At 52.9% G+C, this 26005-nt stretch carries 29 protein-coding genes, 1 pseudogene and 1 other annotated feature; of the genes and pseudogenes, 16 read left to right on the top strand and 14 right to left on the bottom strand.

The window, feature by feature from the left end:
- Position 1 precedes the first annotated feature (1 nt).
- The 8 genes from phrB to E5E97_RS09990 all read right to left on the bottom strand — a co-directional run bounded on the left by phrB (position 2) and on the right by E5E97_RS09990 (position 6766).
- Positions 2–1423: a deoxyribodipyrimidine photo-lyase gene (phrB, locus tag E5E97_RS10025; protein ID WP_171280227.1), complete on the bottom strand. Its 1422-nt coding sequence runs from the start codon at positions 1421–1423 to the stop codon at positions 2–4.
- Entirely contained in the window at positions 1420–2307 is an 888-nt protein-coding gene (locus E5E97_RS10020; protein ID WP_171280226.1) for a MerR family transcriptional regulator, read from the bottom strand. Before E5E97_RS10020 ends, phrB begins: the two co-directional genes overlap by 4 nt.
- A gap of 63 nt (positions 2308–2370) precedes the next feature.
- The gene (locus E5E97_RS10015; RefSeq protein WP_016349814.1) at positions 2371–3315 is read right to left on the bottom strand and encodes a DUF523 and DUF1722 domain-containing protein; all 945 of its coding nucleotides are present in this window, start codon (positions 3313–3315) and stop codon (positions 2371–2373) included.
- Between the two features lie 172 nt (positions 3316–3487).
- Complete coding sequence (locus tag E5E97_RS10010) at positions 3488–4117, bottom strand: outer membrane beta-barrel protein (RefSeq protein ID WP_011705025.1); 630 nt, start codon at positions 4115–4117, stop codon at positions 3488–3490.
- 183 nt (positions 4118–4300) lie between these two features.
- Positions 4301–4849, bottom strand: coding sequence for a DUF3157 family protein (locus tag E5E97_RS10005; RefSeq protein WP_042065180.1), 549 nt, complete (start codon positions 4847–4849; stop codon positions 4301–4303).
- 95 nt (positions 4850–4944) lie between these two features.
- Positions 4945–5817 carry a hypothetical protein gene (locus E5E97_RS10000; protein WP_060388723.1) on the bottom strand — a complete coding sequence of 291 codons (873 nt, stop codon included), beginning with the start codon at positions 5815–5817 and terminating at the stop codon, positions 4945–4947.
- Positions 5818–5862: 45 nt separating this feature from the next.
- Positions 5863–6141, bottom strand: a complete 279-nt coding sequence (locus E5E97_RS09995; protein WP_011705022.1) for a DUF6482 family protein — start codon at positions 6139–6141, stop codon at positions 5863–5865.
- A 25-nt stretch (positions 6142–6166) separates the two neighbouring features.
- Positions 6167–6766, bottom strand: a complete 600-nt coding sequence (locus tag E5E97_RS09990; RefSeq protein WP_118881760.1) for an HAD family phosphatase — start codon at positions 6764–6766, stop codon at positions 6167–6169.
- Positions 6767–6935: 169 nt separating this feature from the next.
- Positions 6936–7070: a sequence feature (Phe leader region), on the top strand.
- 38 nt (positions 7071–7108) lie between these two features.
- Here E5E97_RS09990 and pheA point away from each other — a divergent pair.
- The gene (pheA, locus tag E5E97_RS09985) at positions 7109–8281 is read left to right on the top strand and encodes a prephenate dehydratase (protein WP_011705019.1); all 1173 of its coding nucleotides are present in this window, start codon (positions 7109–7111) and stop codon (positions 8279–8281) included.
- A 98-nt stretch (positions 8282–8379) separates the two neighbouring features.
- On the opposite strand, the gene E5E97_RS09980 is transcribed toward pheA, so the two are convergent.
- Both E5E97_RS09980 and E5E97_RS09975 read right to left on the bottom strand, forming a co-directional pair.
- Complete coding sequence (locus E5E97_RS09980) at positions 8380–8811, bottom strand: LPP20 family lipoprotein (protein WP_011705018.1); 432 nt, start codon at positions 8809–8811, stop codon at positions 8380–8382.
- A 15-nt stretch (positions 8812–8826) separates the two neighbouring features.
- The gene (locus E5E97_RS09975) at positions 8827–9447 is read right to left on the bottom strand and encodes a FlgO family outer membrane protein (RefSeq protein WP_039215697.1); all 621 of its coding nucleotides are present in this window, start codon (positions 9445–9447) and stop codon (positions 8827–8829) included.
- Between the two features lie 194 nt (positions 9448–9641).
- On the opposite strand from E5E97_RS09975, the gene E5E97_RS09970 reads away from it, so the two are divergent.
- The 14 genes and pseudogenes from E5E97_RS09970 (at position 9642) to E5E97_RS09905 (ending at position 21878) form a co-directional block, all read left to right on the top strand.
- The gene (locus E5E97_RS09970) at positions 9642–10796 is read left to right on the top strand and encodes a flagellar assembly protein FlgT (protein WP_029303764.1); all 1155 of its coding nucleotides are present in this window, start codon (positions 9642–9644) and stop codon (positions 10794–10796) included.
- Positions 10797–11142: 346 nt separating this feature from the next.
- Complete coding sequence (locus E5E97_RS09965) at positions 11143–12684, top strand: tyrosine-type recombinase/integrase (RefSeq protein ID WP_171280225.1); 1542 nt, start codon at positions 11143–11145, stop codon at positions 12682–12684.
- A 227-nt stretch (positions 12685–12911) separates the two neighbouring features.
- Positions 12912–13364, top strand: coding sequence for an antitoxin Xre/MbcA/ParS toxin-binding domain-containing protein (locus E5E97_RS09960; RefSeq protein ID WP_171280224.1), 453 nt, complete (start codon positions 12912–12914; stop codon positions 13362–13364).
- Between the two features lie 105 nt (positions 13365–13469).
- Positions 13470–14501 carry an IS630-like element ISAhy2 family transposase gene (locus E5E97_RS09955; RefSeq protein ID WP_001809438.1) on the top strand — a complete coding sequence of 344 codons (1032 nt, stop codon included), beginning with the start codon at positions 13470–13472 and terminating at the stop codon, positions 14499–14501.
- A 311-nt stretch (positions 14502–14812) separates the two neighbouring features.
- The gene (locus E5E97_RS09950; protein ID WP_069785046.1) at positions 14813–15949 is read left to right on the top strand and encodes an ISAs1-like element ISAs12 family transposase; all 1137 of its coding nucleotides are present in this window, start codon (positions 14813–14815) and stop codon (positions 15947–15949) included.
- A 162-nt stretch (positions 15950–16111) separates the two neighbouring features.
- Positions 16112–16273 carry a peptide-methionine (S)-S-oxide reductase gene (locus E5E97_RS23680; protein WP_223290059.1) on the top strand — a complete coding sequence of 54 codons (162 nt, stop codon included), beginning with the start codon at positions 16112–16114 and terminating at the stop codon, positions 16271–16273.
- A 58-nt stretch (positions 16274–16331) separates the two neighbouring features.
- Positions 16332–16886 (top strand): carboxymuconolactone decarboxylase family protein, encoded by a 555-nt coding sequence (locus E5E97_RS09940; RefSeq protein WP_011711655.1) that lies wholly within the window; start codon positions 16332–16334, stop codon positions 16884–16886.
- Between the two features lie 137 nt (positions 16887–17023).
- Positions 17024–17539 (top strand): YkgB family protein, encoded by a 516-nt coding sequence (locus E5E97_RS09935; RefSeq protein WP_011711654.1) that lies wholly within the window; start codon positions 17024–17026, stop codon positions 17537–17539.
- 236 nt (positions 17540–17775) lie between these two features.
- Positions 17776–18222, top strand: coding sequence for a peptide-methionine (R)-S-oxide reductase MsrB (gene msrB / locus E5E97_RS09930; RefSeq protein ID WP_011711653.1), 447 nt, complete (start codon positions 17776–17778; stop codon positions 18220–18222).
- A 2-nt stretch (positions 18223–18224) separates the two neighbouring features.
- On the top strand, positions 18225–18725 hold the full coding sequence (gene msrA, locus E5E97_RS09925) for a peptide-methionine (S)-S-oxide reductase MsrA (RefSeq protein ID WP_011711652.1): 501 nt from the start codon (positions 18225–18227) through the stop codon (positions 18723–18725).
- Between the two features lie 29 nt (positions 18726–18754).
- Positions 18755–19294, top strand: a complete 540-nt coding sequence (locus tag E5E97_RS09920; RefSeq protein ID WP_041413416.1) for a peptide-methionine (S)-S-oxide reductase — start codon at positions 18755–18757, stop codon at positions 19292–19294.
- 78 nt (positions 19295–19372) lie between these two features.
- Positions 19373–20460, top strand: a protein-coding gene (locus E5E97_RS09915; protein ID WP_099368947.1) for an IS3-like element ISKpn10 family transposase whose coding sequence is annotated in 2 segments (ribosomal slippage) — positions 19373–19625 and positions 19625–20460 — 1089 coding nt in all. Because the reading frame shifts where the segments join, the coding sequence is not laid out codon by codon here.
- Positions 20461–20511: 51 nt separating this feature from the next.
- Positions 20512–20781: pseudogene (locus E5E97_RS09910) on the top strand (IS481 family transposase); the annotation flags it as partial.
- Positions 20782–21167: 386 nt separating this feature from the next.
- Positions 21168–21878 carry an ATP-binding protein gene (locus E5E97_RS09905; protein WP_171280223.1) on the top strand — a complete coding sequence of 237 codons (711 nt, stop codon included), beginning with the start codon at positions 21168–21170 and terminating at the stop codon, positions 21876–21878.
- A 79-nt stretch (positions 21879–21957) separates the two neighbouring features.
- Here the strand turns inward: E5E97_RS09905 and E5E97_RS09900 are convergent, their stop codons facing one another.
- Positions 21958–22989 carry an IS630-like element ISAhy2 family transposase gene (locus E5E97_RS09900; RefSeq protein WP_001809438.1) on the bottom strand — a complete coding sequence of 344 codons (1032 nt, stop codon included), beginning with the start codon at positions 22987–22989 and terminating at the stop codon, positions 21958–21960.
- 182 nt (positions 22990–23171) lie between these two features.
- Between E5E97_RS09900 and E5E97_RS09895 the strand changes: the two genes are divergently transcribed.
- Positions 23172–24149, top strand: a complete 978-nt coding sequence (locus tag E5E97_RS09895) for a sensor domain-containing diguanylate cyclase (protein ID WP_002119794.1) — start codon at positions 23172–23174, stop codon at positions 24147–24149.
- A gap of 219 nt (positions 24150–24368) precedes the next feature.
- Here E5E97_RS09895 and E5E97_RS09890 read toward each other — a convergent pair whose 3' ends face one another.
- The 3 genes from E5E97_RS09890 to msrB (E5E97_RS09880) all read right to left on the bottom strand — a co-directional run bounded on the left by E5E97_RS09890 (position 24369) and on the right by msrB (E5E97_RS09880) (position 25977).
- Positions 24369–25016 (bottom strand): peptide-methionine (S)-S-oxide reductase, encoded by a 648-nt coding sequence (locus E5E97_RS09890; protein WP_223846397.1) that lies wholly within the window; start codon positions 25014–25016, stop codon positions 24369–24371.
- A gap of 220 nt (positions 25017–25236) precedes the next feature.
- Positions 25237–25482 (bottom strand): glutaredoxin domain-containing protein, encoded by a 246-nt coding sequence (locus tag E5E97_RS09885; protein WP_011711656.1) that lies wholly within the window; start codon positions 25480–25482, stop codon positions 25237–25239.
- A gap of 54 nt (positions 25483–25536) precedes the next feature.
- The gene (msrB, locus tag E5E97_RS09880; RefSeq protein WP_005403705.1) at positions 25537–25977 is read right to left on the bottom strand and encodes a peptide-methionine (R)-S-oxide reductase MsrB; all 441 of its coding nucleotides are present in this window, start codon (positions 25975–25977) and stop codon (positions 25537–25539) included.
- Between the last annotated feature and the right edge of the window lie 28 nt (positions 25978–26005).

Here is a 26005-nt window from a genome sequence, read left to right as displayed (position 1 = left end):
GCTATTTCTCCAGGGCGCGAAACATCTCGATGGCTCTCACCCGGGCAACGGCGTGGTCCACCATGGGGGCCGGATAATCGTGTCGCCCCTTGAGCCGCAACCAGTCGTGGGGTTGATGCAGATAGGCGGCAGGCAGATCAGCCAGTTCAGAGACCCAGGTACGAATGAACTCCCCTTGCGGATCAAATCGTTGCCCTTGGGTGGTGGGGTTGAACACCCGGAAATAGGGCGCCGCATCGGCGCCGGTCCCCGCCGCCCACTGCCAGCCGCCGTTGTTGGCCGCCAGATCCCCGTCGATCAGCCGGCTCATGAAGTAATCCTCCCCGAGCCGCCAGTGGATGTGCAGATCCTTGGTGAGGAAGCTCGCCACTATCATCCGCAACCGGTTGTGCATCCAGCCGGTGGCATTGAGGCAGCGCATCGCCGCATCGACGATGGGGTAGCCGGTACATCCCTCACACCAGGCGGCGAAGGCATCCGGATCCCAGCTCCACGGCAGGGCCGTCGTCTCCGGCTTGAAGGGCCGATTCATGGAAAGGGTCGGGATCAACAGCAGCAGGTGGCGATAAAACTCGCGCCAGATCAGCTCATTGAGCCAGACAAAGCCGGGCTGGGCCTTGGACTGGGGCCGATAGCCAAGGCGCTGCTGAAGCGCCGCCACGCACTGGCGCGGGCTGATGATGCCGGCCGCCAGATAGGGGGAGAGCACCGAGGTGCCCGCGATGGCAGGGAAATCCCGGGTCTCGCCATAGTCGAGCACCGCCTGCTCCAGAAAGTCATTCAGACGGCGGCTGGCCTCGGCCTCCCCCACCGGCCAGCGGGGGTCTGCCGTCAGCTCGCCAAGGGCGGCATCGACGAAGTGCCGCTCGGCCAGCGGCTGCCACGGCAGCGGCTCACCACGAGCAGTGGGCGCGCGATGAATGACGAAACCATCCTCATCGAGCGCTTTGAGCCAGGCGCGGCTGAAGGGCGTGAAAACCTTGAACATCTCGCCAGAGCCGGTCAGCACCCGCCCAGGCGGCAGCACGCAGCAGCCGTTGAGCCAATGACAACCCACCGCCTGCTCCGCCAGCGCGGCGGTGACGGCCTGGTCCCGACGCAGCTCATCGATCTCGATGGCTTGATTGGCGTAGAGCTGGGTTACGCCCAGCTCGCGGCAGAGGTCTGTCAGCGCCGTCGGCACTTCGCTAAAAGCCTCTACCCGCAGCAGATGAAGCGGGATGCCGAGCGCCGCCAACTCGCGGCCCAGCACATCGACCTGCGCCAGCAAAAAGCGCTGACGGACGGGGGCCAGCTTGTGCTGCCGCCACTGGGTCGGGGAGAGGATAAAGAGCGCGGCGACCGGCTCATCACCGGCGCAGGCATGCCGCAGCGCCGGGTTGTCGGCAAGGCGCAGATCGCTGCGAAACCAGACCAGCTTCATGATTTTTTCCTCCCGCGCCCGCCGGCGCCAGCCGCCGCAGGCCCGCCCGCCATCGCCTCGGCAAGGCTCGCCTGCCAGCCGTGGGCTTGCAGCCACTCGCCATCGTAGAGGCGCCCCAGTTCACCAAACAGGCGGGTACCGGCCGGCCAGTCGGCAGCCAGCTCCTGCTTGCCAAGGCCGGCCCCCAGCAGCACTAGCCAGGGGGTAACTGCACGCCCCTCCAGCAGGCTGGCATGGCGCGGCTCCACCGCCCCCAGCAGCTGCACCTCATGGCCCTGACCGATCAGCTCGTAGGCGGCCCAGACCAGATCGAGCGGGCCCACCTGTCCCCAGCTCGCCAAGGTGACCGGCATACCCTTCTCCTGCTCGATCAGGTGGCGGGCAAAGCGGGTGTGCAGCCAACCGAGCCACACCTGTTGCAGCAGCTCGCCATCGGGGCGCTCGCGCCACAGCCCGAGCAGCCGCTCCACCAGCGGCTGCAGCACCCGGCTGCGCACCAGTTCGAACGGGTAACTCGCCAGCAGGTCGTTCAGCTCGGCCTCGGCCTTGCGCTGGTTGAAGGCGAGCAGCGCCTGACTGAACTGCTCCAGGGTCTGCTGCCAGTGATCGCTCACCGGCTGAGCCTGGGGTTCGCTCAAGAGCCCCTTCACCTGTCCGATGCTCACTCCCCGCTCCAGCCAGCTCAGGATCTCGCCAATCTGGCGAATGTCCTGCTCGCTGTAGAGGCGGTGGCCCTTCTCGGTGCGGGCCGGCTGCACCAGCCCGTAGCGACGCTGCCAGGCGCGCAGGGTCACGGCGTTGACGCCGGTGAGGCGGGAGACCTCGCGAATGGGGTAGATCCCCTCCTCCGGCGAAGGAGAAGCAGAGTGCGGTAAATCAGACATAACGGCATCCAGCAAAGGTTGAGGGAGAGGCCCCGGCCATCCGCCGGGGCCTGCACAGAGTATTCAGAGCCCGTAGCGCAACTTGAGCGTATCGGGATGGGGATTGAGATATACCTGCTCGGCGAGATAGGGGTTGGGGTATTCGCGCAGGTAGTGGCGGATCAGGGTGAGCGGCACCAGCAGCGGAAATACGCCGGTACGGTATTTGTCGATGGTGTCGCACAGTTCCTGCTTCTGGGCCGGAGTCAGCACCCGCTTGAAGTAGCCCTGCAGGTGCATCAGCACATTGGTGTGGCTGCGCCGGTTGGCCCGCAGGGTCAGCGCCGCCATCAACCCCTTGATGTAGCTGTCGGCCACCTGCTGCAGGTCGGCCTTGGCCAGGTTGCCGAGCAGCTTGCCAAGCGCCCGGTAATGGGTGGTGGCGTGGGAGAGCACCAGATACTTGTAGCGGGAGTGGAAGCGGATCAGCGCAGAGGCGGTAATCCCGCGCGCACAGAGCTGCTGCCAGTCGTGGTAGGCAAAGACCCGCAGCACGAAGTTTTCCCGCAGGATGGGATCGCACAGGCGGCCATCTTCCTCCACCGGCAGCAGGGGATTGGCCTCCATCAGCGCCTTGGCAAAGAGGCCCACTCCCTCCTTGGCACTCCCCTCGTTGTTGGCGCCATAGATCCGCACCCGCTCCATGCCACAGCTGGGGGATTTGGCGCAGAGGATGTAGCCGGAGATGAAGTCGAGCTGGCGCGCCTTCTGCTCGCTGAAGGCGATGAGCTGGTCGGTGACATCGAAGCTGCCGTTGCTCGCCTCGGCGCGGATCTCGCCGTGGCGCTTCACCAGCCGGATGGCGGCGCGGGGCGCCCCCAGGCCAATGGCCATCTCGGGACAGACGGGGTGATAGTCAAAGTGGGCACCGAGATCCCGCTCGCAGAAGCTGGAACGCTTGTGGCCCCCGTCGAACCGTACCTCCTGCCCCAGCAGGCAGGCGCTGATACCAACCTTTATCTTGTACATACCATCACTCCTTGTATAAGTCTGAATCAGTTATAGCAGTTATACAAAAAATTGTAAGTTGTATAACTATTGCGGACTGATACGGCACAAGGGTGAAGGGTGGATCAACCGGAAATGAAAAAACCCATGACCGAAGTCATGGGTAAAAATGAAGACACTACAGGAAGGATGATTAGAAGCTGTACTTCACACCCAGGCTGGTGATGGAGCCCTGTTGCAGGTCCCACTTGCGGTAGGTGTAGTCGGCGGTGAGGGCCAGGTTCTGGCTCACCTTGTAGGCGGCGCCCACTTTGAAATCGTGCATGTCGTCGGTCATGTTGGCGTAGCGGTAGCCGGTGGAGAGCTCGACCGCGCCGATGTCGTAGCGCAGGCCGGCCTCACCGTACATGCTGCCGCTGTTCTTGCGGGTGATCACGTCCCAGCCGCTGTCTTTGACGTTGGCAGCCACCTGACGCTCCATGGTGTAACCCATCAGGCCCGCTTCCCCATACAGGTTCAGACCTGTGCTGAGCGGGGTGTAGACACCCAGACCCAGGCTGGAGATGCCCATGCTGTCGTTGCCATCGTTGCGGGAGGTGTACTCGCTGCCCAGACGACCGTAGAAGTTGGAACCGAAGCTCTTGGAGAGGTCCAGATTCAGACCGCCGAAGTCGCGGTTGTTGCTATCCTTGCCGCCGATGTAATCGGACTTGGTGTGCGCCCAGGTCAGGCCGCCTTTGGCGTAGCTGAAGGCATCCTCAGCCAGAGCGGAAGTTGAAGCGAAACCGGCCAGAACCAGAACTGAAAGTGCAACTTTTTTCATTTTGATGACTCCATCGTTGAGCTAGTTGAGACCTAGCTGGAATGGGGTCATTGTGCAGAGGGCGGGGAGAAATGCCGAGCGGCAAGCTGTTGCCAAACCATGTCAGATGTAAGCAACTGTTGCAGGTGGTTACCGGGTTAACAATCAAGACAGGCTCCACGAAGGAGCCTGTTGCATGAGGGATCAGCGGAACTCCACTTCCTCAATCTCGACCCGCACCAGGGGCTTGCCGGTAAGGCCGGCCGGGCGCGGCACCTCCAGCACCATGGAGGGGCGCTGCTGCCCCTTGCGCAGATAGGACTCCGGCAGACGGTTCTCGCCGACCCAGAAGCGGGCCTCCTGCTTGACCAGCTGGGCCCCCTGCTCGCTGAACAGGGTCACGCTGCCACGCACCCGTACCACGTTGCGGGTGCCAGTGTTGCTCACCATGAATTGCAGTTGCAGAGGATCCGAGCCCTCCACCTTGGCCAGCTTGACGCCGATCCCGTCCTTGACGGCCTGGGCCAGCAGATCGGGATTGCTCATCGCCTGCTCGGTCAGCACCGGCACGGCCACCGTGCCCTGCACCGCGCTGCCGTCGGCGGCGGGTTTGAGCAGCAGGTATTCCCAGGTGAAGTCATCGTTGAGCTGCACCTGACGGCCATCCGGCAGGGTCACCTGGGTGAGCGGAGCGGCCTGCACCAGCAGGGGTGAGAGGCAGAGGGCAACCAGCAGACGGGACAAGGGTTTCATAGGGTGATGACTCGGCGTCGATGGAAAAGGGCGTCAGTATAAAGAGTCCGCTCCGGCTTGCCTATGACCGCACTCACGTTCCTGTCCTCGGTTGCCTAGACCACCAGCTCCTGCCGCTCCTCTTCCGCCGCCATGTCCAGCGTCACCAGATCGAAGGCCGTGCTCTTGAGGGCGGTGAGGATATCCGGCTGCAGATCGAAGGCCTGGGCCCGCAGCCGGTCCGGCACCCGCACCCGGGCCAGGGTGGTGGCCCGATCGGCGAGGGTATGAAAGAACACCTGGGCCTCCTCCAGCCCCATGTCGGCCAGCATCTGCTCCGCCATGTCCACCATTCGCAGATGACGGCGCTCCACCAGCTCGGGGTCGGAGAAACGGTAACTCAGGCAGCCGTGGGCACTCTTGCCCCAGCGCCCAAGCTGGCGCTTGTTGAAGCCGTAGCGAAAGTCCCTGTGGGTCATGCCCTGCTTGGCAAACAGCCAGAGGGTATTGGTCGGCAGGCTGCCGAAACGGCGCAGATACTCCTGCAGCTCCTCCACCGGCGCCGGCAGCAGCATGGGCAGATGGCTCCAGTCGGTTTCCAGCGCGGTGAGGTGGCAAATGTAGCGCACCGGGTCGATCACCTCGTTGAGGTGGCGCAGGTGATCGCAGAAGATCATCTCATCGGTCTTGATCACCCGCTGCTCGATGCCGTAACGCTGGCAGTAGCGCTTGGCGCGCGCCACCTCCTTGCGACTGCGGGTCGGGCTGTCCAGGGTGATGGCCCGGATCCGGATACCGCTGGCGCGGCACAGATCCATGCTGTAGCAGGATTCCAGTCGACCGGAAAAGGAGACCGCCAGTTCGCCGTAGCCAGCCAGGGTCTCGATAAGTGACTGTTCCCTGGTCTGAAAGGTCTGATCGTATCCCCGATTCAGCACAACGATATTGGCATCCATAACGACGGCACCGGATGATGAATTGGGCGCCATTGTGCTGCAACAATCCTGAATAAACCCTTAAAGGGCAGGGATAAATCAGAATTTAATGATAATTTCATGCCAATTAGTTTCATTTTCATCCAGCTGAGCATCATAAATCCGAAGTTTCGCCTGATGAACCTGATGCATGCGCAGAAATCCCTCCGCCTGTTCGAGGGAGGCAAAGGTCAGCCGGCCCCCTCCGCTGTCGGTGAGACACTGCATCTCGCCGTCGGCCTCGACACAGAGCTGATACCCGCTGCCATCCAGACAGGCGATCAGCAGCCCCGCGTCCGGATAGTGACTGAGCCAATTGCGAAACCGGCCATGCTCCATACCCTCTCCCTCGACATCCTGCCATTCAGACGGGCAGGTAACCCTGCGCCACCAGTTGCTGGCGACAACTGTATGCATCGGTAAACACCAGGCCGCCGATCCCCAATGCCTGTGCGGCAGTCACGTTGGCCGGGCTGTCATCGATGAACAGGCACTGCTCGGCCTGCAAGTCGAACGATACCAGCAGATAGCGGTAGATATCCGGCTCCGGCTTCATCATCCGTACCCTTGCCGACACCACCTTGCCACTGAAGAAACGCCAGAAGGGCTGATGCTGCTCCAGCCAGTCGATGCTGGCATGCCCCATGTTGGAGAGTGCGTAGAGGGTATGACCCGCCCCATGCAGGCTCTCTATCAGGCTCAGCATAGCGGGATCCGGCACCAGCGAGGCGGGCACCGCCTGCAAAATCGCCAGGTTTTCGGCGGCGCTCAGCCCGGTGCGATGCTCGGCCTGACGGGCCATGGTGTGCAGTGAGAGGGTGCCGCGGTCCACCTCCAGCCAGTCCGGGTGGTTGAACAGCCGCTCCGCCAGCTGCTCAGCTCCGTGCTCCCCGCGCACCGAGCGCACGATACCGACCGGATCCCAGCTCACCACCACCCGTCCCAGGTCGAAAATAATCGCCATCTTCACCTCCAGCTATCTGCATCATTACGACAGCAAGCGGGTCCGTTTTACCCGGTTTTTCCCCCGCAGGCTCACGCCCCTACCCTGCCCCGTTCTCCTCCCCCGGGCAAGTTTTACTTGCATCGCACGGTCAAATCCCTTAATGGTTATGGCGTTACCTCAAGGACACACTCATGCACGCACCATTCTTTTTTGCTTTCTCGTTTATCCGGCCCTCATGAGGGAAGGCCCGTCGTCACGTGAAGCACTCGCGTAAACAGAAAGCAAAGACGAATCGAGCCTCCCCTAGCGGAGGTTTTTTTTTGCAGCCACCACAATCGATTACTTGGATAGGGAACCATCATGGCAACGCTCGACGAGATCAGACAAGACATCACCCAGTTGGATCAGGAGCTGCTCGCCCTGCTGGCCAAACGCAAGACCCTCAGCATCGAGGTCGCCCGCGCCAAGCAGGCCAACCCGCGCCCGATCCGCGATCCCCAGCGCGAGCAGGATCTGCTGGTCGCCCTGATCCAGAAAGGGCGTGTGCTGGGGCTGGACGCCCAGTACATCACCCGCATCTACCACACCATCATCGAAGATTCCGTGCTCTCCCAGCAGGCCTATCTGCAGAGCCTGCTCAACCCGGAGCAGCAGGAGCCGATGACCAGCGTCGCCTACCTGGGACCACGCGGTTCCTACTCCAGTCTCGCCGCCCGCAAGTACCTGGCCCGCTACAAGGATCAGGTGATCGAGGTGAACTGCCAGAATTTCCGCGAGGTGCTGGATGCGGTAGAGTCGGGCCGTGCCGCCTTCGGCGTGCTGCCCATCGAGAACACCAGCTCGGGCTCCATCAACGAGGTGTACGACGTGATGCAGCACACCAGCCTCTCCATCGTCGGTGAGCTGACCTACCCCATCGAGCACTGCATCCTCACCGCCGTGCCGACCGAGCTGGGCCGTATCAAGACCTTCTATGCCCACCCGCAGGTATTCCAGCAGTGCTCCCATTACCTCAGCAAGCTGGAAGGAGCGCGCCACGAGATCTGCGACTCCTCCTCCAGCGCCATGATGAAGGTGAAGGAACTAGCGAGCCCGGAGGCGGCAGCCATCGGCAGCGCCGCCGGCGGCGAGCTGTACGGACTGGACGTGCTGGCCGAGCAGCTGGCCAACCAGAAGGAGAACTACAGCCGCTTCATCGTGGTGGCGCGCAAGCCCATCGACGTGGCACCGCAGATCCCGGCCAAGACCACCCTCATCATGTCCACCTCCCAGAAACCGGGCTCGCTGGTGGAGGCGCTGCTGGTGCTGCGCAGCAACGAGATCAACATGACCAAGCTCGAGTCCCGTCCGGTGCAGGGCAACCCGTGGGAGGAGATGTTCTACCTGGATGTCTCCGCCAACCTGCAGACCCCGGCCATGCAGGCCGCATTGATGGAGCTGACCAAGATCACCCGCTACATCAAGGTGCTGGGCTGCTATCCGAGCGAAGATGTCAAACCGACCGCCGTGCCGCCGGTACTGCTGGGCAACTAGCCAACGCGGATCAGCCAGGCTGGGCGGCCGACACCGCCAATGAAAAAGGCGACCATCCGGGGTCGCCTTTTTGTCGTCCATTCGCCGCGGGCACGCCGTCAGAACTGGCCCGCCATCAGCTGGTTGATGTTGTAGAGGGCGCGGGTATCGAGCTCCATCTCGGTGGCATAGGTGTTGCCACGGGGATAAGAGGCCACCACCCTGGCACCACGCACCATGCCGGCTACCGACACGTCCAGCGAATTGGAGGTCTGGGTCAAGTCCTTGTAGCTGCTCTGGCCGCGCACCTGCTGGCCGTTGAGCTGTTCCGCCAGCTCGCGATAGGCATCCATCTTGGAGGCGCGGATGGCCTGCAGCATCTTCTCGGACTGGGACGGGCCGGGCTGGATGTCGATCACCGCGTAACCGACCGCCTTGAGCACCGGGAAGTCATCCGGCTTGTTGTTGCCGCCGCCATAGTTGACCACCCGATTGCCGCCGCTGCACGCCGTCAGCAGCAGGGCCAGCAGGCATCCGAACAGGATTTTCATTGCATCTACTCCTTGTCAGGGCGTCAGATTGACCAGATGGCCGCCGGGACGCGCCTGGCTGTCACGCATCAGGTAACCGCGGTTGATCGAGGCCCGGCCAAACGAATTGTTGGCACCGAACAGGTATTGTTGCGGGATCAGGCTCTGGGCCGTGGTCTCCACCATCTTGGTACGCAGGTCGATGATGCGGGCATTGACCAGGATCCCCTGCTTGTTGCGGCTGAAGGTGCCGGTCAGGATGCGGGAGATGGGCAGCCGGGGGGAGAGATCACGATAGTTGCGGCTCATCACGAAGTCCCCCTGCGGGGTGACCTTGATGCTGCCGGTCAGCTTGAAATCCACCACCACTTCCCCGCGCCGGTTCAGCTCGTAAATAAAGCTCTCCTCGATCTGCTGCCCCATCCAGTTGGTGTCCTGCAGGGTATCGAGATCGACGAAAGAAGAGACCGCGATGGGTTCGGTCAGGGTGGAGAGCGACTTGCGCTCCATCAGCTGATCGGTCATGCGCGCCACCAACCAGTTGAGTTCCATCCCCTGCGCCGCCTGACGAGGATCACCCTGCTCCCGGTTGATGGGGTCGGAGCCGCAGCCGGCCAATGCCAGGGCGAGCGCCAACGCCGTGATGAGTTTGTTCATGGATACCTTTCCTGTATCTGCACCTGATTTGTTATCGGTTCGACCGGCCAAAGCTTGAGCCGGGAATGAGGCATGGATCTTGCTAAATACTCGCGTGTGCTGTGTAACCGGCACGGTTCTGTGATCTGTATCGGCCGGCGACCTCGCTTCGACAGAGGTGAATCGCGCCGACCCGCATATTCAAGGTGCTTGTCATGAAATTACCGCTGCTGTTAACCCTGCTGCTGGCCAGTCTGTCGGCCCGGGCCGAGATCATCGAGGCGCAGGGCAGTGCCGCCATCCTGGGCGGAGACGAGGTCTACGCCCGCGAGCAGGCGACCCGCGATGCCCTGCGGCAGGCTCTGCTGGCCAGTGGCGCCGCCGTCTCCAGCATCCAGCGCCTGGAAAACGGCAGCCTGCGCTCCGAGCAGATCCAGATCCGTTCCGGCGGCGATATTCGCCAGTATCGGCTCAAGCGGGAAGAGGTGCGCAACGGCCGCATGTACATCACGCTGCAGGCCGACATCCAGGCCGAGCGCCAGATCTGCCAGACCCAGCACTACGCCAAGGATTTGACGCTGGTGCGGCTGCGGCTGCGCTACCCCGAGCAGGCGAGCTACGGCGCCCTCGACGACATGCCCGCCAACCTGTCACGCCGCATGTTCGAGGCCCTGGCCAACGCACCGCAAGGGGTGGCCGTGCGCCAGTGGCTGGACGAGAACCTGCGCATCGACCCGCTCCACCTGCAACAGGGGGATCGCAGCGCCCTCGAGGAGATCAAGGCCCTCAGCCTGCGCACCGACAGCCAGTATCTGGTGCTCGGCAGCATCGACGATCTCTCCCTCGAGCCGCAAGGCAACCAGCTGACCAGCTGGTATGAAGACCCCATCCGCAACTTTCGCATGCAGCTCTATCTGTTCGACGGCATCAACGGCAGCCTGCTCGGCCGCAAGGAGTACCAGGGCCGGGCCAACTGGACCTTCGCCAAGCGGGATCAGGTGGGCAGCAGCAGCGGCCAGTTCTGGCAGTCGAGCTACGGCCAGGAGGTCAACTACCAGTTGCAGGAAGCGGTGCAGGATCTGGTGGCCCAGCTCAGCTGCGCCCCGGTCACCGCCCGGGTGGTCGGCCAGAACGAGCGCGGCCCCCACATCAATCTGGGCCGCCGCAACGGCGTCCGGCTCGGGGATCAGTTCCGCATCCAGCACGATGCCGATTTCATCGACCCCTACGGCAAGTCGCGCATGATGCGCAACCCCGCCGACGGCCTGTTCGAAGTGGTGCAGGTATTCGAGGATGGCGCCATCATCAGCAGTCAGAACAAATATTCGCCGTTTAACATCCAGATCGGGGATCTGGCAGTATTGGAATAAGAATCAAGGGTTTAAAAGGGAGCGGCTTCTTGTATAATGCCCGCCACAATGCTCCCGTAGCTCAGTAGGATAGAGCGGTCCCCTCCTAAGGGATGTTTATTGCTTAAAAATCTATCTAAATAGGCTGTTATAAGATTTTTTAAATATTAGGAATTATAAATATTTCCTTTAAAAACATAGCTTTATAGTTCAAAAAGCATTCATAAACAACCAGGCCGCTTGTTTTGTGAGCGGTGCAATCGATGCCTATTTTGCGCTATTTAAGAGCTATTCACGCCATTCAACTCTACTTTTGCGCTATTTTGCCGCTATAATGTCTCAATAGAACATTTTTCGGTGGTACCTAATGGCTCCCAAAAATCCGGCTACATCCATACGCAAAGAAGAGTTCGATCTTAAGACGCTGCTCCAGGGTCACCCTGCGGCCATAATTAAAGGGAAATTCTCATTCACCTTTAAAGACCAGTACATAGATAGTCTTCCATTTATTAATGATAAAAATAAATGCGTTGAATTAACGCACTATAGTTCTGACGATGAGAAATATAATGAAAAGAACAAACCAAGATTAAAACTAAGAATCGGAAACAGTGTTAAGACATTCTATATTGTTTACGATAAAAATCGGAGGCAGAAAATTGGCAATTGGATGACTCGCACTAAAAGTGGACATTATCCAAAAGGTTTTTTTAGCGTTACACAGGCTAAGGAAGAGTTTAAGAGATTAGTTAGTGATGCTGAAAAGATTAATCCAGAAAAGTGGAAATATCAGTCTTTTACATTGAGAACTTATCTTTTAGAGCATTATAAAAACGACCGTGAAAACAAATCAAACAAGAGGAATTCATTAATCCCTGTTACCGACAAAACAATAAGGGAAATCTCATCTGCCTTTGAACCATGGTTAGACCTCAAGCTATCTGAATTTAATGAAGATCACCCAGTAATATTCAAAAAGTATTGGCAGAACAAAGAAACGCCAATAACATCAGAAACAATGAGGAAATACTATTCCTTATTAAACAGCTTGTTTAATATGTGCGTTACGTGCACCTATTTACCAAAGAATAAAATTGATAGGCATATTTTTCTGTTCCCAAGAAACCCTAAGAGGCCTGTCACAACATATACTGACCCCACAAATGAAGTCGTGGAATTTATTTTTGATGAAGACACTCCAGGTGGTGGGGATTCCAAGATCATAGTTGCAACCATGTTCCTATGCGGGGCAAGAAACTCTGAAATATATAGAAACACAAGCAACAATTTTAATATTAATGATAGATCCATACGTATTCCTGAGCACATTAGTAAAAACAAGGCTGCACGCATTGTTGCTATTGAGTCAGACTCATACTGGAATTACGTAGCGAAATACAAAACTCTAAAAAGCTTGAGTGATCGAGAGGGTGAGTTGATGTTTCCTTGTTGCCGCGAAGCAAAGGCCCCCCATGTAACTTCGAGCCTTTATCAGAAAACTTGGCAGGCAGTTAAAAAAGAGTTTAATTTTCCTAAGATAGGCCGATTATATGATGCCAGACATACTTTTGCCAAAAAAGCACTAGAAAGTGGAGTACCTATTCAAGATTTATCTAAGATCACTGGACACAGCCTCGAAACGCTGATGAATTACTATATTGACAACAATATCAGCCAAGCTACAAGAGAAAAATTAAGGAGTGCAACCAATTCTAATGCAGCTATAAAGGTGCAACAGGAAACGAATTTCCCTCCATCTGTTAATAGCCTATATGAAAGCTATGTTAGGAGATGTATAAAGAAGAATATAAAATATGAACTCTCTACGTTCGTACAAGAAATGAAAGATTTGGGTGACCAAAACCAACTAAATGCAGAGCAAATTTTTTGGCTTAAAGAAATGCTGTAGCTTGAATATAACGCTATTGCTTTTTTGAAATGGATTTGCTGAATGAGGCCATATTTCTAGGTATAGGCCATGAACATGATTCAGTTCGTTCATTCGCTAATGGAGGGGGCGGGTGCCCTCCATATCAGCAACATCAACAATTATAACCAGTGAGGTAACTGTCAGAAAATCTGAACATGGAGTACGATGATGAGAACAAATCATTGTCAATACGGGAACAGTAAAATATGTCACTTTCAGTTTATCAACCCAGTACGCAGGCTAGTTCAGCACCCACCCTTATGACGACTCTCAACATCCCTCAAGATCCACTGAGTGCACATCTCTGGATCATAGCTGGCGTAGCGCCAAGCATCATTCATCAAATTTCCGGACTAGTGATGACTGATGTTGGTGTGATATGCCGCCTTGTGGGCATTAGCCGAGGCACATTGTCACGTAAGGTCAGGAATAAGACCACCCTATCAGTATCACAGGGTGAAAGGGTATACGGCGTTGTACAGGCACTCGACGCTGTTCTCTTCCTCCACAGAAACAATACCGTCAGAGCAATGTCATGGTTACACCGCCCAGCCTGGGGCTTAGGTGGTAAACGGCCAGCAGAGGTGCTGTCGACAGCTTTAGGGGCTCAGGCAGTAATAGTACTTGTAGGACGAATCCAACATGGGGTGTGCACCTAAATAGCTGTTCCGAATAGTAGATCACCGGAGGAAGGGAACTCAGTCCAGTTTGTGCGATCTGATTAGTCGCTAAACAAAACAAGCCACACCCAAAGGACTGAGTTGATGCCTATCCTACCACCTCTGCCACGACCACAACGGCGCCGCATTCACAAAATCATCCATGCCACCCGTGATAAAGGACATGCTCGTCGCTTGATGGCCATCTTGCTGTTACATGAAGGACGCACGATCACCGATGTTCATCACCTTACCGGCGCTGCGCGCTCGACCATCGGTCGTTGGCTTCGGTGGTATCGAGATGAAGGCATAGATGCGCTAGAAGCCTTACCGGCTGGCCGTGCCCCAGTCTTACCTATCGCCAAGATTGTCACCTTACTGGTGCTGCTCATGCAGTTTTCTCCGCAAGATTTTGGTTATCAGCGCAGCCGTTGGTGTACTGAACTATTGGCTATAAAAATCAATCGGTTAACAGGGCTCAATGTGGCAGCCTCCACGCTCCGCCGATGGTTACCTCGTATGGGCATTGTCTGGCGCAGGCCCGTGCCGACCTTGCGGATAAAAGACCCAGCCTATCAGGAAAAAATGGCGAATATCGACGCCGCGCTGGCCCGCTGTGATGCCGATAATCCGGTGTTTTATGAGGATGAAGTCGATATAGACCTCAATCCCAAATTAGGAGCCGACTGGATGTTCAGAGCGCAGCAAAAGCGGGTTGTCACACCGGGGCAGAATGCCAAGCATTATCTGGCAGGCGTTCTCCACGCAGGCAACGGAAGGGTGCTTTACGTCAGCGGGATCAAGAAAAACTCATCGCTGTTTATTGCCATGCTGGAAAAGCTGCGCCACCACTACCGACGAGCCAAAACCATCACGTTGATCCTCGATAACTACATCATTCACAAAAGCAAACAGACCGAGCGATGGTTGAAGAAGAATCCCAAGTTCTGCCTGGTGTTCCAGCCAGTTTACAGCCCTTGGGTTAATCACATAGAACGGCTATGGCACAAGTTACATGAAACCATCACGCGCAATCATCAATGCAGAGGGATGGCAAACCTGCTGGCCCGAGTGAAACACTTCATGGATACCGTGTCTCCTTTCCCGGGGAATGGCTATGGCACAGCGAAGGTGTAGCACTATTGGGATCAGTTATTTAGCATAGATCCAGGGCGAGATCGTGAACATTTTGTTAAAAATTAAAAATAGTTTTTTGCCTACAAAACAAATACTTATAGGCCTGTGATATGCAGTTAACTTTATAGTCAGGATCGCCTTCACACTTTTTAATCGTCACTGCACGTCATTTCAGCTCAAAAAATGCGCATGAAATCCAAAAAATGATAATTTCCATGATTTCCATAGTTAACAATTTGCTCACATCCTCACCCTGAAATTTGACCTGGTGATCCGGCTGTGATCTCATGCTCCTTTTCAGGAGTGCTCTCATGTCTATTGATGCCGTTTTCGCTCAGTTCTTCGACAATATTCACGACCCTCGCCAGCATGCCAAGATTTATTATCCCTTCTACGATGTCCTGTTTCTCACCGTCTGTGCCGTGATCGGCGGGGCTGAGGGCTGGGAAGATATTGAGGATTTCGGCGAGGTTCATCTTCCCTGGTTTCAATCCAAGGGACTGTTTAAAAACGGCATTCCTGTCCATGACACCATTGCCAGGATCATCTCCGGCATCAAACCAGAGCCGTTTCAGGCCGCCTTTGTGCGGTGGACTCAAGCCATTAACCAGCACACCGATGGCGCCCTGGTCGCTATCGATGGCAAAACCCTGCGCAGTTCCTATGACCGTGAGGATCGAACGTCGACCATTCACATGGTCAGTGCCTATGCCGCCGCCAATAAGCTGGTGCTCGGACAGATAAAAACCGACGCCAAGTCCAATGAAATTACCGCTATTCCCGAGTTGCTGGCGCTGCTCGACATCAAAGGCTGCCTGGTATCCATCGATGCGATGGGGTGCCAGACCGAGATCGCCGAGACCATCCTTCAGCAAGGTGGCGATTACTTATTGGCCGTCAAAGGCAACCAACCCAAGTTGTTCGAGGCGGTTCGACAGGCCCTCGCCCCGCTGGCGGCCACCCCGTTATGCGCAGAGACGATGACGCTTGAGAAGGCTCATGGCCGCATCGATGGTCGTGAGTACCATGTCATGGCGGCGGGCGAGTTGGCCGCCCAGTTTCCTCATTGGAAACAGTTGCACAGCATTGGCGTGGCCATCTCCTATCGCGTTGAAAATATGCAAAAAATTACCATAGAGCAGCGTTATTTCATCAGTTCCAAAGCGTTGGTGCAGGATGAGTTTGCGCGAGCGGTGCGTGGGCACTGGGCCATCGAAAATAGCCTGCACTGGGTGCTGGACGTCACGATGGGCGTGGATGATTGCCCGATTTATCGCGGTGATGCCGCAGAGATTTTGGCGTGCATCCGGCACATGGGGCTGAACATGCTCAGGGCCGAGACTTCACGCAAGGCGAGCGTAAGACGGAAGCAAAAAATCGCAGGAATGAGCAGTGAATATCTGGAAACGGTACTCAATGCGGGTCTCAAAAAACTGGGTGAAATTTAACAAAATGTTCACGCTCTCACCCTGACATAGCCCCTACGTAAACTGTCTAATAAGTCACATTATACGAACTATTGAGCATGTTATATCTATTTTACATGCTGTAAATTCAGTTCCATTAGTAAATAGATAAAAACCAAGGAGGCTTTATGAAAAATAAATAATGTGATCGTTGCCGGAGGGTGTTTTTGGAGTCTCGAAGACCTCCTTAGAAATCAGGACGGCGTGACGTCAACGAAGGTGTGTAGTGGCACTGAAATGGCGACTGCGCAAGACGTGAAGATGAGCTGTCTGATAGCAACGGATTATCAAGCAGAACCTTCTTAAATACAATTTATTCCACGCCAATACAGCGTGCTGTCTTTCAAATCACTAGGAGAAATTTATGTCACGTTTGAACACCCCTACCACAATCGACGCCGCGCCTACTGCTACCCATACCTCACTCAAGGCTGTGGAAAAACAACTGGGCCGCGTTCCTAACATGTTCCGCGTCGTTGCCAACAGCCCTGCTGCGCTGACTGGCTACCTGCAATTGAGCGCAGCATCAGCACAGGGCGGCTTGGGTACAGCGACTCTTGAGCGTATTGCCCTAGCCGTCGCTGAGATCAACGGCTGCGATTATTGCCTTGCTGGCCATTCCTTCCTAGGCCGTAAGGTGGCCAAGCTTGATGATGCTGAACTCACTGCCAACCGCAGCGGTGCATCAAATGACCCTAAGGCCGACGCAGCCGTGCGTTTTGCTGCCGCCGTAGTCCGCCAGCGCGGGCAAGTCAGCAATGACCAGGTCCAAGCGGTGCTGAACGCTGGCTACAGTGATGCACATGTAGTGGATATTCTGTTGGCTGTTGCCCTGAACACTTTCACTAACTACGTTAACGAAGTGACACAGACCGAGGTCGACTTCCCGGCCGTTCAACCACTAGGCATTGATGTCTAATCCATTGGTGCTCAACTACAGCAATTACCTAAGTTAGGTTCGACTCGAGTAAACATATAGTTTTTCTCAAGAGTCATATCATTTTAGTGGGCTACATAGAGTGAGTCCACATGGCTAAAAATAATTGGAGATATAAGATGACTATTCCCGAAATTGAAAATGGTGTCCAGACTACCAATATCCTTAGTAATAATCTCGGTGCAAAAGTCACTAAGTTTGGTATAGGTGGCATCTACGTTGCCATGACGATAATATATTTGTGGTTTGGTGGTATGAAATTCACTAGCTACGAAGCAAACGGTATACATGGTTTTGTTAGTAATAGCCCTCTGCTTTCATGGATGTATAGTTTCCTCAGCATTCAAGGATTCTCAAATTTTCTGGGTGTGCTTGAAATTTCAGTTGGCCTGTTAATCGCTGCACGAGTTTTCTCCCCTAAGCTCGCAATCTTGGGCGGTGTACTTTCAACCGGACTCTTTTTTACGACATTGTCGTTCATGCTGACTACACCCGGTGTTTTTGAGGCATCTCTTGGGTTTCCTGCGATCTCTGTGGTTCCTGGCCAGTTTTTGCTAAAAGATTTAGGCTTGTTTGTCGTGTCTATATTTATCGTAGGCACATCACTTACAGCACTGGAGCACAAAAACAAATAAGCCGCATCCGAAACAACTATAAGTTAGAGGGCCTTAAATTCTGCGGTATAGGTCTTGCAGTTCTTTTTAGCTGTCATAGGCACCTCGTTATGTGATTTTACTCACTTAGCGCGGTGTACAGAACTACTGGATCAGATCATTTTTTCGGGTTAACGGCCTAAGTGAAATAAATTCTGTAAACAGAAGGTCTCTTATAATCTGAAAGGCACATGGCTTTACTCTATAAGAGGACATTTATGAATACCTATCAAAAATCTATGAATGCGATTTCTGCTCTGACTAAGGAGCAGTATCGGGTGACGCAAGAAAATGGTACAGAGCGTCCAGGGACTGGTGAATTGCTAAAGAACACCAAGCCCGGCATTTACGTGGATATCGTGTCAGGTGAGCCTTTATTTGCGTCTTCTGCCAAGTATGAATCAGGGTGTGGTTGGCCGAGCTTTACCAAAGCGATAGACTCTGTCAACGTAATTGAAATCACTGATAGGTCGCACGGCATGACCCGCACAGAAGTGCGCTCAACTCATGGCGACAGTCACTTAGGCCATGTATTTTCAGACGGTCCCAAAGACCAGGGTGGCCTACGTTATTGTATTAACTCAGCGTCATTACGTTTTATTCCTAGGGAAGAAATGGCAAGTAAAGGTTACGCAGAGTATTTAGACCAAGTAGAGGACATTTAATTATGGCAATTGAACGCGCAGTATTAGCCGGTGGCTGCTTTTGGGGCATGCAGGATCTTATCCGCAAACGTCCCGGTATCACTTCAACCCGAGTAGGTTATACCGGTGGTGAAGTGGCTAATGCTACCTACCGCAATCATGGTAACCATGCTGAAGGCATTGAAATAATGTTCGATAATGAAATCACCAGCTATCGACAAATTTTAGAGTTTTTCTTTCAGATTCATGACCCTAGTACAGTAAATAGACAAGGTAATGACAAGGGCACATCTTATCGCTCAGCCATTTATTATACCTCTGAGGCACAGCATGCTGAGGCAGTAAAAACCATTGCTGACGTGGATGCTTCGGGATTATGGCCTGGAAAAGTAGTGACTGAAGTCGAACCTGCAAGTGATTTTTGGGAAGCGGAGGCTATGCATCAGGACTATTTGGAACTCCGACCAAATGGCTATACCTGCCACTTCCCCAGACCAGACTGGAAGTTGCCCTCATCTCAATGAGTTTGCAGCAGCCCACACAGACTTGCAATTTGCATACGACAACCACCCTTAATACAATCGGCTTAGGCGGTGGTTGTCACTGGTGCACCGAAGGCGTATTTTCATCACTTATTGGCATTGCTACTGTCAATCAAGGTTGGATCGCCTCAATTGGTGACAACGCTCAGTTCAGCGAAGCCATTGAAGTGGTTTTTGATCCGACTGTTATTTCTTTATCAACCTTGATCGAAATCCATTTACATACTCACGCGAGCACATCAAACCACTCAATGCGTGGTAAATATCGTTCAGCGATATACGCTTATGATGAGGTTCAGTATAACCAGGCTGTAAACATATTAGATGCCTGTAGAGCTGATTTTGAGCAGCCAGTCATTACTCAGGTTTATTTTTTTAAGGATTTTAAAGCGAATAAAACTGAGCTTATCGACTACTTTTATACAGCACCCAACAGACCATTTTGTCAAAGGTACATTCATCCAAAACTCACCTTCTTATTAGCACGTTTCAGCCACTATGTTGATACGCATAAATTGACAGAGTCAGGTGTAGAGTTAACATCGATATAGGCTGTGCGGTAATCCCCCCGAAAAACCAGGGTGCTCATAAGTAGAATTTTCCCGTACCTTGAACGCAGGAGGTTCTACATGAAAACATCACGCTTTAGCGATACCCAGATCATCGCCATCCTCAAACAAGCTGAGGCTGGAGCTCCCGTCCCGGAGCTCTGCCGCGAGCATGGCATCAGCACGACCACCTTCTACAAGTGGCGTTCCAAATTCGGGGGGATGGATGCCTCCCTCATGGCTCGACTCAAGGAGCTGGAGGACGAAAACCGCCGCCTCAAGAAGATGTACGCCGAGGAGCGCCTCAAGGCAGAGATCATCACCGAGGCCATGGCAAAAAAGTGGTAACGCCATCTGCCCGCCGGGAGATGGCGACCAAAGCCGTGACTCACTACGCCATATCCATCCGTCTGGCTTGCCGGATCTTCAAGGTCAGTGAAAGCTGCTATCGCTATCAGCCCGTGCTGGTCGATGAAAACCAGGAAATTGCCGATTGGCTGCTACGTATCACGGCCAGCCAGCGCAACTGGGGCTTCGGGTTATGCTTTTTGTACCTGCGCAACGTCCAAGGCTTTGGCTGGAATCACAAACGGGTATACCGGATCTATCGGGCGCTGGAGCTCAATCTGCGGATAAAACCCAGGAAACGGTTGGTTCGGGCTAAGCCAGAGCCGTTGGCGGTTCCCGACCAGCCTAATCAGTGCTGGTCGATGGACTTTATGCATGACCAGCTCAGCGATGGCCGCTCGGTGCGGCTGTTTAATGTGATCGATGACTTCAATCGTGAAGCGCTGTGCATCGAGGTGGATTTCTCCTTACCCGCCTCACGAGTCAAACGGGCGCTGGAGCAGGTGATCACGTGGCGAGGTAAGCCCGCCATTATCCGATGTGACAATGGCCCGGAATACATCAGCGAAGAGCTCAAGCGATGGGCGAAACAGGAGGGGATAACCCTGGGCTATATCCAGCCAGGAAATCCGCAGCAGAATGCCTACATCGAACGGTTTAACCGCACGGTGCGCTACGACTGGCTGGGCCATTACCTGTTTGAGTCACTGAATGAACTACAGGAGTTTGCCACGAACTGGCTGTGGGTTTATAACCATGAGCGGCCCAATATGGCGCTGGGTGGCTACACGCCGAAACAGCGTCTGGCACAGGCCGCATGACCTCTACTTTTGAATGCCCCTAAAAATGGGGGGATTACCGTGCTACTCTGCAAGTTCGAGCGTCATGATTACCAACTCTAGTAGTGGCATCGATCACACGAAAACTAAAACGATGTCACCGCAAACGAATGGGATCTGCGAGCAGTTTGATAAGGCGATCCTGAACGAGTTTTATCAGGTGGCTTTTCGCAACAAGTTAATCAAACGCTGGAGACGCGGCAAAATGATCAGGATGAGTGGCTGTCTTACAACAATGAACGAACTCATCAGGGCAAAATGTGCAACGGCAGAACGTCAGTTGAAACTGATCTGATCCAGTAGTTCTGTACACCGCGCTAAGTGAGTAAAATCACATAACGATACAACAACGTTACCCTACATAATCCCAAACTAATTTATCGTTGGAAACGCGAGTTATCCGTGAAGATGATAGAGCTTCTACGCGAGATCCTTTCCAACTGAGTCTGTTCGATGCTCTGTTATACCAATATCTTTGGAAACGCCCTTCGATGGTAGCTTGTTGCTTCTATCAACATTCATACACTTTTGTGAAAAAAATTTCCTGTGTATTTATCGGTATAGCATAAAGTCCATAATCAAATTAAAACGCTACCTAGTACAAAATTGCCTATTATTTAACCTTGACACTACCAATATGCACTGATCTGATATATATTGATTTAATGTATATTTTGCAGGCGATTTTTATGAAAAGTGCACTACTGCGGATCATCACCAACCAGAGCGCGTTTCCTTCATTGACGGAAATATCCTTGACGGGTCATAGCAACATCTCAGGGACAAACGGAGCAGGAAAAACCTCATCTCTTGTTCTGGTTCCTGTTTTTTATGGGATTGACCCTCAGTATATGGTCAGAGAAAAGCCTAAAACCTTTCTGGATTTCTATCTTTCTAAAGCACGTAGTTTTGTCATTTTTGAATATCAACGACAAGATCAGATCTCCTGTGTCGTGCTTTACAGACATAACAACACGTTGCATTACAGGTTTGTCAAAGGGGACGCCGATTCCACTTTATTTACAGAACAGAGCAAAATGAAGCTGAATAATGCGGAAAATATTGATTGCTGGCTCTCGGAAGACATCGCTCAGATAACAGAAGTGTCCCGGCAGATCAAAACCATCAAGGATTACTGCGCAATTATCCAGCACAACTTGTCGCACCTATCCCCGATTAAAGCTCGACAGTCAGGACTCAAGGATATTGCTGATAAATTCTCTCTGTGCCGTCCAGGGAAATCAATGAGGCACATTGAACGCTTAACGTCCGTCATGCACAAAAAAACAAAATTGATGGAAGGGTTAAAAGACATGGTTGCAGATTGCTTTATTGACAGTCAGCTAAGGAAGGTGCGAATAAGTCATATGGCACGAGAGCATTTACTGGTAACCCATTGATATTAAATGACTAAAATTTTCATTTTTTGTTCGTGGGATACTTGTTCGCACTTTCCCTAAATAACTGATCCCAATAGTGCTACACCTTCGCTGTGCCATAGCCATTCCCCGGGAAAGGAGACACGGTATCCATGAAGTGTTTCACTCGGGCCAGCAGGTTTGCCATCCCTCTGCATTGATGATTGCGCGTGATGGTTTCATGTAACTTGTGCCATAGCCGTTCTATGTGATTAACCCAAGGGCTGTAAACTGGCTGGAACACCAGGCAGAACTTGGGATTCTTCTTCAACCATCGCTCGGTCTGTTTGCTTTTGTGAATGATGTAGTTATCGAGGATCAACGTGATGGTTTTGGCTCGTCGGTAGTGGTGGCGCAGCTTTTCCAGCATGGCAATAAACAGCGATGAGTTTTTCTTGATCCCGCTGACGTAAAGTACCCTTCCGTTGCCTGCGTGGAGAACGCCTGCCAGATAATGCTTGGCATTCTGCCCCGGTGTGACAACCCGCTTTTGCTGCGCTCTGAACATCCAGTCGGCTCCTAATTTGGGATTGAGGTCTATATCGACTTCATCCTCATAAAACACCGGATTATCGGCATCACAGCGGGCCAGCGCGGCGTCGATATTCGCCATTTTTTCCTGATAGGCTGGGTCTTTTATCCGCAAGGTCGGCACGGGCCTGCGCCAGACAATGCCCATACGAGGTAACCATCGGCGGAGCGTGGAGGCTGCCACATTGAGCCCTGTTAACCGATTGATTTTTATAGCCAATAGTTCAGTACACCAACGGCTGCGCTGATAACCAAAATCTTGCGGAGAAAACTGCATGAGCAGCACCAGTAAGGTGACAATCTTGGCGATAGGTAAGACTGGGGCACGGCCAGCCGGTAAGGCTTCTAGCGCATCTATGCCTTCATCTCGATACCACCGAAGCCAACGACCGATGGTCGAGCGCGCAGCGCCGGTAAGGTGATGAACATCGGTGATCGTGCGTCCTTCATGTAACAGCAAGATGGCCATCAAGCGACGAGCATGTCCTTTATCACGGGTGGCATGGATGATTTTGTGAATGCGGCGCCGTTGTGGTCGTGGCAGAGGTGGTAGGATAGGCATCAACTCAGTCCTTTGGGTGTGGCTTGTTTTGTTTAGCGACTAATCAGATCGCACAAACTGGACTGAGTTCCCTTCCTCCGGTGATCTACTATTCGGAACAGCTATTTAGAGTTAAATCAACGATTTAATTCATTTTTCTATGCAGGATCTTTGAAAAATGCAGTAGAAAAACGGAGAAGTACATGACCTTTAGTTTAGCTCAAACAGCTAGTGCAGAAACCACACTAAAAGCACCTGCTGAAGCAGATCAGAACCTGCGGGATATCACTGAACTGGCGTGTTATATCTGTGATGCACCAGTGGCTATGGTGACGCGAACCGATGACACAAAGCTGAATCTAATTGCAAAAGTTGGTATTTCGCGTACCTCTGTATTAATTAAAGAGTCCTTTTGCGTGTATGCAATGGAAACACCTGATGCGGTAATGGTGGTCCCTGACGCTACTTTAGATCACAGATTCAGTACCAATGCTATGGTGATTTCAGGACCTGGCTACCGATTTTATGCTGGCTCGCCGCTGATTGATCCCGAAGGTGCAGTGATTGGTACTATTTGTGTCTATGATCATGTTCCTAAGCAGCTGAACCAGCGGCAGATAAGCTCTTTGCAGGCTCTGTCCAGACAAGTGATCGCCATACTGGAGCTGAAAAAAGTCGGCGAACAATTACATAATACCAGCATGACGGATGCACTGACAGGGGTGAACAACAGAAGAGCTTTTGACCTCAAGTTTGAAGCTGAATTTGCTCGCTGGCAAAGAACAGGACAATCTTTTGTACTGGCATTGATTGATATTGATCACTTTAAGAGTTTTAACGACAGCTATGGTCATGCCGCAGGAGATGAGGCACTGAGTCAAGTCGCGGCTCTGTTTCAGCGCCATAGCAGGAACTATGACTTTTTCGCCCGTTATGGTGGTGAAGAGTTTGTGCTGATCCTGCCAGGCACAGACACAGCGTCCGCAAATAAAACACTGGAAAAGTTAAGGCTGGTAGTGGCTAACCATGAGTGGTTATTACGACAATTAACGGTCAGCATAGGTTTGGCCAGCGCTGATTTATTTGACGACAAAAAGCAGTTGCTCGAAGTCGCCGATCAGATGTTATACAAAGCTAAAACCCAAGGCCGCAATCAAACCAGTGTGTTCGCCACACTGTAAGAGATCTGTTCATGCTGCGCTGATCTCAAGACCTCATAAAAACTGAGGTCTTGCTTCGGTCGATAAGCTGGTCTGATATTGGCATTATTTATTCCTTTCAAATACATGGGTAATGCGACTTACACAGATTTTTTATGCTCTCTTGGACTCCATGTGAAGGAGATCGTCACATTCTTTACATATAGAAAATAGAGTTCTTTAGCCAGCTGCAATTTCAGATTAACCGATTCGGTAAGCTTTCTGCATTTCCGGAGACAACTTTTTTAGCCAGCTTGAGAGACTGAAGCCTTTTCTATCGGTACTATTTAATTTAGTAAAATACAGATGTTCATCCCAGCGAGGACCGAAATCTACTTCTGCAAGACTTACAAGCTGTTTGTTTCTGCGAAGACGATGCTTTTGATGGTAATCTTCGGCGGGCCAAAAATAACCATTTTGTTCTCCGGCCTCAATCACCTCGGGAGATTTCTCCTTTCCAATCGCTTGAATCAGTTCTTCAGCTACTTGTTTTTGCTCCAGATCAAAAACAAAAAGTATCTGGCGATACTGGCCCTGCTTTCTACCATGAACAGACCATGATTCAAAACTTCCAAGAAGTTCCCTGTAGCTGATTTGGTCTTTATCGTAGATCACTCTGACGACTTCGGCGTGTCCGTTGATGTTGCGGTAACTCGGATCCAGAGTTGATGCTCCAGCGTAGCCAACACGTGTTTGCACTACTCCCTGCGTCCCTCCAAAATTAGAATCCGGTCCCCAAAAGCAACCCATGCCGAAAACCGTTTGACTAAGCTTCCCGATTTTCAATGCTTCTTCGATTGCTTCAGGGGTTGCAAATTCATAGCTTTCAACACCGTCTTCTTTATTCATTTTTAGATCCGACATATTTTTCACCTAACTTTCAAAAATTGAAGCCACTCCCATTCCTCACGCCGTGCAAACGACGATAAGACCACGTTTTCCAACACCAGCTTGATGAAGTATCTTTGCTAAAACTCCGCAGCATGTTTCTTGGTAACACAACTGCGGAAAATTGCTGTAATCATTGATCTTACTGCTTATTAAGTTATTAATAATTCTAAAAAACTCATTATTTCATTGAAGCTTCCAACCACCTGTCAAGGTCCTTGAACTTGGGGTTTCTCAGCTTCTTTGTCCCAACCACTATTGTCGGGAAATTCAGCTTTCCGTTCGAATAGAGGGAGCACAGTTCATCAGCAGCCGCGTCGTCTTCATGAACATCCAAAAAAACAAACTGGCTCCCTTTTTCTTGCAAGTACGAATGGTAAATCTTGGTTTTATGGCAGTCTTTATGACCGAACAGCTTAATCAACACGAACGGCTCCTTTTTTCAAAAGGTTCACTTTCATAAACCCCCTCGATTTAAAAATTATTCTACAAACTTCAATGACTCCGAGTTAATACAGAATCGGACCCCTGATGGCTCAGGACCGTCTGGAAAAGCGTGCCCCAGATGGGCTTCGCACACATTGCATAGCACTTCGATTCTGCGCCCGAAGGTCGTATCCAGTTCATATTGAATTACGTTGTCTGCGACTGGCTCAGAAAAACTCGGCCATCCCGTTCCCGAATCGAACTTTAGGTTCGAGTCAAAGAGTTCGGTGTCGCAGCCCACACAGGCGTACCTTCCAGCTTCATAAAATGAACAGAGTTCTCCGGTGTGCGCGCGTTCGGTGCCTTTCATCCGCATGACCCGAAATTGCGCTGGCGTCAGAATTTCTTTCCACTCTTCCTCGCTCTTTTCTACTTTTTTGGGAGGCGCGGGAGTGCCGTTATCCAGGTAGTTGTAAATGCTTTTCCAATTGAACATATATTTGCTCCTTTATTTTAGGGTTCAC

This window comes from Aeromonas sp. 2692-1, assembly GCF_013085505.1.
Classification (GTDB): domain Bacteria; phylum Pseudomonadota; class Gammaproteobacteria; order Enterobacterales; family Aeromonadaceae; genus Aeromonas; species Aeromonas hydrophila.
Note: the sequence above shows the minus strand (reverse complement) of the source record. Positions and strands in the feature narration are given on the sequence as shown.